Raw genomic sequence first — 7,454 nt, 5'->3', positions numbered from 1 at the left:
GAGCCAACGGCATGAGAGGCTTGCATATCCACTTTCGTGTTTTTGCCCTGAAGATGATACTCCATCTCATCGTTTCTTACCCCTATCGCTATTTCCCCTTGGGCACCAAGACCAACATTGCCCTTGGCATCTATATCGGAAGCAGCAATATGGATATCTTTTCCAGAGAGAACAGTGGTCTCTTTTCCAGAACTTAAATGAGAGCCATTGTGCAAGGCAACATGAAAGGTTTGATCCCCGCGATGACTATTGGCACTGTTGCGTGTGGCATCAATCGAAACATTGCTCTCAGCTTGCAAGAGAAGTTTATCCGTTGCTTGAACATCAGAGCCTAAAATATTCAAATCTTTTCCAGAGGAAAGCGTTGTTGAGCCTCCAGAGTTGACTTCTGATTTATGATGCATGGTGGCATCACCCTGCTCATCATGGTAATGGGTTTCTGCTGAACCGATCGTCAAGTTACCTTCTTCTGTAGCCATGGCAAGATCACCTCCGGTAGTGATCCCCACCCCGGAGGCGGTGATATCTTGTTTGGCAATCACCGTTGCATTACCACCAGCAGAAAGCGCCTCGGTGTTTAAAACGGTCTCCACGCCGTCAACCGTTGTGCGCCCTGCATCTAAACGAATATTCTTCTCCGCAAGGAGAACAGCATCCCCACCCGCCGCAAAATGCCCCCCTTTACTAAAAATATCCCCGCCATGCACATGCAATTGGTGATTTGCCGCAATCCGCCCTGAATTAGTTATTGTGGAATTGCTCGTATTTTGGCTGGTGATATTGACATCATCGCCCATGATCAAAGCCCCAGCAGAAACAAAGGAGGCTCTGTCTTTTTCAGGGATGTAAAGCACCGGTGCGTAAACATCCATGCCCTTGACCTGTTGGCGCACATAAATCACCATCGGGGCTTCTAGGGACGCCAATTGTTCTTCACTCAAAGCCTCACCAAAGGGGAGATTGTGTGCTTTTGCATATTCTGCCCCGACATCCAGCAAGGTTTTGACTTGTTCAATGGCATCACTTCCAGGAATAAAGGAGCCTTTACCCAAACCTTGACCAACCAGATCACGCATTTGTTTTTCAATCAGCTGCTTTTCGAAATAAGCATCGCCTAAGAAAAAAATCTCTCTGTCAGGATTGTAGCCAATTCTGTTCAAATAATAGGCTGAACCATAAAACTTGCCGACATCAAGAAATTCTGCCCGCGTTTCATAAATGAAATTTTGATTGGGCAGCGTGCCCCCAACCCCACCCGATTGGGGCTTTGGTAAAGGAAGCCCCTCAGCAAGTTCCCCCGCATTATTGAGATCCACTTTTGGTGTAAAGAGAGCATCAACCCCGGTTAAACCACTTAAGGACTCCAGTGGTTTACGTTCAGCTGCTTGTGCTTTAAAATGCGCATCCCCTGTAATCGAACCTTCCGCTGCCGTGTTATTGAGTTGATCGACCACCAAATTCAACGTGCCACCCGCTTGGACAAGACCAGGAACGCTCTCCAAAGCTTCTGAACCAATCTGGCGATCCTTGCCATTGGCTATATCTAAAGAAACATCGCGGCTTCCATCAGCTTTATAGCCATAACAACTGTCTGTATAAGCCTGACAACCAAGATAAGTGTTTTTATAAGCTGTTGCCCCCAAATTGGTGAGCACATTGGCGTGGATATTGGCATTTCCCCCTGCTCTCATAGAGCTATAATGGTTGTCAATGGTATCAGCGTTAATGATGAGGTTGCCACTAGATTGTATTACCCCCGAAACTGTTGGTTTATGCGAAAATGCTTGTGTGACAGTCTTTTCTGTCATATGTGACCAGTGTTCATTTGGGGATAAGACCCCCCACCTATCACCATTCCATTGATACCGGTGTACAGACAATTCCTTCTTTATAGACTTATGTTTCCAAGTGAATGCCTTATAAACTATTCCATCGCTTGAAATTGCAGTGCCATAGGTTCCTTCTTTGCTCGCCCAAAGTGGAATATCCAAAAAAAGTTCTACATGCCCTTTTCCTATTAGTTTATCTTCTTGATATTCGTGCCCCTTTCCCCAAAGATTGGGGTCCTCCTGATATAACATCCCATCACTGAGTTGATCAGAACCCTTTGGTCTTTGGAAAGAAATATCGCTATATTCCGTTTTTTCCATGATGACAGGCGTGCTATCAGCTTCGTTTTTCAGGGTGTTGGTTTGGATATTTAAGTTTCCACCAGCTTGAATAAAGCCTGCTTTGTTCACAAGCGAAAGGCTTTTTCCGCTGCCAGCTGCATTGGTGAAAGATAAATCACCTTCTGTCATTATGGTGCCAAAATCATTGAGCAAAGCACCATCAACTTGTAAAGCACCATTGCCCTTCACATAAATTAAGCCCGTTTTGTTGTTGGTCACATCCCCCGTCACGCTAAAGACTAAATCCTGCCCCGATGCCAATTGACCGCTATTTCCAAGCTCCCCCGTTTTGATCACGAAATCTCGTGCTGCTAAAACAGAAGTTGTCTCATCAACCATAACGCTTGGAGCAACAAAAAGAATATCTCCAGTTCCACCCTGATCTGTCACGGCTTGTAGCCGCGCATTGTGAATATCAAGGGCATTGGTGCTGTTAAAATCTAAACCGCCATAAACCAATTCGCTCTCTGAGACATCAATATGATCTGCAATTAAATACAGCGTTTGCGGCGTGTAAATATGAGAACGATTATTGCTTAAATCGAGAGTGTTTGCTGTCAATCTCACATCCCCCTCAGCAGACAGCACATTCTCAACACTGATCTCTCCAGATACCGATGTCAATTTTGCACTGCCATAGCCCATGACCTGATCATAATAGATGTCGTTGCCTGCAAAAATTTCAATATTGCCACCACTGGCAATCTGACCAACCTTCACCCCTTCTTTTGCTGTAATCAAAAGAAAACCGTTTTTATCTAAAACAAGATCCCCTGAACCGCCCGTAGAAACGACACCTGTCATCAGTGTGCCAGCATCAAGGCTGCCAACCTTTAAAACAGCTTTTTCACCCGTCATCAGCGAAGAAAAGTCAACCGCCCCACCCTCAATATTTGCCTTACCATAGGCTAAAAGTTGTCTAAAATGAACGGGAGCATTTGTTTCTGGTTGTGCTTGAATGGCAACATTTTGATGCGACAGAATTGTTTGAGAAACAGATAGCCCATTATGAGAAACCAGGGTGATATCTCCTGCCCCATAAATACTTTCAGCGACAATCGCACCTTGACTGCTCTGGAGATCAACATCCCCTTGGGTGCCAAGAACAACAACACCAGCAGCACCCGTTGCCGCCATATCAACCCCACCGGCTAAAAGCTGCGCCTGTATATCACCACCGGCATGCGCCTTGAGGTTCCCTTGCGCTAAAACAATCCCCTCAAGCTTCAAGTCTCCGCCCGCTTCAAGAGCCATATCAGCACCTGACCCTAGCCCTGAAACTTGAAGTGTCTGGCGCGAAGAAAGCTCCATATTGCCCCCAGAGGTTGCCTTACCGGCAATCGATAAAAGCCCATCCTGCGCCTCTATCTTCAAATGACCATCAGCACCAACCGTTTCTAACGTCACATCCTTATGGGCGGCAATATCAATATGCTTTTTCGAGGTGATGTGCTTTGCCAATACGCTCTGGCTTTTCGATTTGAGGACAACGCCCCCATGACCAAAAACATTCTTCAACGAGATTTTCCCGTCAGCAGAAAGATGCAACTGCCCCGCATTGGCTGCCATATCATGGCGCATACGAACCCCAACACCTTTTTCTGTTGCCACAAGTTTAATCTGATCCGCTTGTAGAGCCCCCAAAGCAGAACCATCTATCGCATATTCCGGTTTACCGGTAATATCAGTTAGCTCTTTCATTTCCCGTGAAGCATAATCAAAGTGACCCGTCCCTGCTGTCACTCCAATTTCCTTGCCCGCAACAGCTCCTTCAAAATGCACCGTGCGTGAGACAATATCGACAATATCAACAGCCCCTTGGCCTGAGAAAAAATTGGCTCCCTTGGCGCCAAAAGTAATATCCCCACCTCGCACCTCAAAGCCTTTCAAAAAACCGCTCGCATCAATTTCGGGTACACCTGTGGTTAAGGTCGCATGGGGCGTATTGATAAAACCGCAACCATCACAGCTTATCCCATTGGGATTGGCTATAATCACATCGGCGGGGCTCCCAAAAACCTCTCCTGGACCATTCAAGGCACTACGCTTGCTGCTGGTGACTTCATTTAAAATCACTTTCGCTGAACCCGTGAGGCGCAAATGCGGATTGCCCGGCATAATGCCCCCCAACTGCGATTGCCCCACTTCTTGCGCATGATTGTTCCAAATCACACCTGGATTTCCAATATTAAAATCGTTATATTTATTGTGTGATAAACCCTTGCCATTGGGGGTAACAATATCAATCGAGGGAACCCCATTGGGCGCTGCTACTATATCTGGACGATGGGCGGCATTAGCGTTAGGATCCACAGTAATTTGTGCCTGTAACGCTGAAGGGGCTAACAAACAAGAAAAACCAAGTCCCCCAAATAAAACCTTTTTGAGCATCGTACTGGAGACTAAAACACCTAATAAAGCTGCTCTTTCTGCTCTCTTCTCATATCTCATACTTTAACTCCCCAATAAAAAATGCTTAAAGTTCCATTGTTAATGTCATAAAAAATGTTCCTGATTTTTTGTGCTTAACTGTGCTCCAAAAAATACTGGAATAACTGGCATCAAGAGAGACCATGCCTCCCGCAAGCTTGACACCGGCTGTCCAACCGGCAAGCTGGTCACTCTTAATCCCATACAAAGCTTGCGAAAACACACGCCCATAATCCAAACCAACATAAGGGCGAAGTTCACCAAAAACTTTTTTGAAGGTCGCGTGATTGCTCCACGGAATGGTGCGCAACAACAAATCATTCCGGCTAAAAAAACCGTTATTGCCAAAAAGCAAACTCTCACGCGTGCCACGAACATTGGAAGCGCCCCCCAACGAAATCTGTTCAGCACCCAATAAATTATGCGGTGAATATTGACCACTCAAAAGATTGCTCAGTATAAAGTCCAAGCTCCCTACCTTAAAAGGCGTCATGACACTAAGCGTACCAGTAAATTTGGCAAATTGTGGCTCCGCATCCCCTGCTCCTGGATCGTGCTTCTTGACAGAATGAAACAAAGGGAGCCCTTGCAAATAACTCACATCAAAGGTCCAAGTCCCCCCCCAACATCTGGCGCGAATGCGAAATCCCAAAATTGGCGACGCTATATTGACGGCTACCCACTTCAATCTTATTGCCAAGAAGGTAATTGTTGGTTCTTTTATAAGAAAGACCTAAATTCAAGGTTGTAAGGGAAACACCATCACGATAAAGAACTCTGCTTGTACTGGCGTGCAACTCACTGGAATCCCCCGTCGTCTCAATATCGGTAAAATTGCCAGGGATAATGCTTTGGTAATTATAAACAGTGCCATTCAATCCAAAGGTCCAATAACCGTACGGAATACTCACACTCGCTGAAATGTTATTGCTATGTCCTTCTTGCTTGCTCCCACCCCAATAATCTGTCTGACTGCGCTGATAGTTAAAATCCCACGCATCATTCATCCCTAAAATATTTTCTACCCTCAAGCCCGCACTATAACGCGCATAACCCGTGGAAGATTGTCCCATATTGTCATGAGAAACAGTAACCTTGAAAGTTTTATCGGGATGATTGTTAATATTGACAATGGTGCTCCCTTCTTCACGCCCTGGAAGAAGTTCGCTTTGAGCGTGCGCTGAACTCAAACGGTTGATCTGATCAAGCCCCTGTTCAATATCGCGCATGTTCAGAACATGACCTTGAAGCCCAGGAAAAGCACTCCATACAACATTGTTATAACGAGACGCCGGTGAACCATTATAGTAAATCTCTGAAAGTTTCCCCTCAATGACAACAAATTTGAGCGTCTTGCTGTTTTTGATATCTTGATCAGGAATGTAAAAACGCGCCGTCACATAGCCTTGATCCAAATAAACTTTGGTTAACTTCTTGATTAAGAGCTGAATATCAAAAAGACCAATACATCTTCCAACATAAGGCTCTGTTACGGCTGATATAGAGCGCTTTTTGACATGGTGCACTCCCTCAACAACAAGAGCATGAATGGGAAAACATTGCTTCCCACCCAAAAGCGTTTCTGGATTTTGCTCTGAAGGCGTCTTGATCCTTTTAGGCGTTAAAGCGCGTAATTTCTCAATTCTTTCTAATTGCTGCTTCTCAGATTGTTGGCGAGAAAAATTATCTGTTGGGGAATGAAAAATAGCTGAGGAGCGCGCATAAACATTTACACCTGTAAACAAGCCAAAGAAAACAACAATGGCAGGAAAAATTCTCAAAAGAGAACTTTGGCGTAAAAATATCAATAACAATACAGATTGCCCCCGCTTTGCATTATTCATGAAGCACTCTTTAAAAGAACTTCATGAAACCTCTAACAAGTCCACTCAAAACAGCCACTGCCCTATGACGCTTTTAACAAAAGCACATGCCTTTGTGACCAAAAAAGTGACACCCAAAACTGCTTTATTTTAACTGCTGAAGATCTCTCCCCCACATCTATATAAAGAAACCTCTAAACAAAACTGTTTAGCCCGTCAATGGTTAATACATTAATATCCCCAGTTTAATGCTACAATATATTTATCAATAATTAGAGATAAATTCACTCTCCAGCTCCTCTAAGCCACTCAACACGCATATAAACGAGACATCATGCTATCAAGCACATCCTATCGTCAAAAACAACAGCATAAAACAATAAGAAATCTCTTTTGAAGTCTTTAAGACAACCACGCAAAACTCTTTTTATGGCATTCTCATCAAGGAACTTTTTTCCAAAAGCAAATGATCTGAGTGACCTTATCAGAAGAGTTTTGTCAGTCTTGTCAGTTCATTCTAGCTCCTATATTATTTTTTTTAAATGAGAGAAAATTAAAAACATTATATTTCAATATGTTAGTATTTTAACGATACAACCTATATCGATAATACAACCTTAAATACAATCAATAATATATATTTGTCAGTTTGTGTCAGTAAATTAAACTGACAAAATAGATTATTTTAGTGACTCATAAAACCTATCAAAATAATCATTATGATAATTTAAAAGCACATGCTTCATTTGTCTTTTTTCCATAAAATAAACAGCAAATTTCACTATTTTGCTGATCTGACCCCGTGTCATGGGCTGTGGATAAACAAGCTTTAAAAAAACTTTTTGAAAAAATTATCGGCTTTTTTAGCATTTTTCTGCATTTTTTCTCAATTCGTTCAAAATGGATTTAATAAGCTTCGTTTTGATTCTTTTGAAGAGAATTAAACCCTTATGTGAAAACGGAGCCCTGTTGTAATATGCATCACTTTAATAAGTATGATAATGAACATGTCACTTTACGCTCTCTCTTA

General features: G+C 43.3%; 1 protein-coding gene and 1 pseudogene. Both read right to left on the bottom strand.

Annotation, left to right across the window (positions count from 1 at the left end):
* On the bottom strand, nucleotides 1–4,622 hold a 4,622-nt coding region (locus ACFILL_RS08460; RefSeq protein ID WP_375643732.1), incomplete at its 3' end, for a filamentous hemagglutinin N-terminal domain-containing protein.
* Nucleotides 4,623–4,647: 25 nt separating this feature from the next.
* Nucleotides 4,648–6,445: pseudogene (locus ACFILL_RS08455) on the bottom strand (ShlB/FhaC/HecB family hemolysin secretion/activation protein).
* Nucleotides 6,446–7,454 lie beyond the last annotated feature (1,009 nt).

It is taken from the genome of Bartonella sp. AP20NXHL, from assembly GCF_042196165.1.
GTDB lineage: Bacteria > Pseudomonadota > Alphaproteobacteria > Rhizobiales > Rhizobiaceae > Bartonella.
The sequence above is the reverse complement of the archived record's forward strand: the minus strand, read 5'-3'. Positions and strand labels throughout refer to the sequence as shown.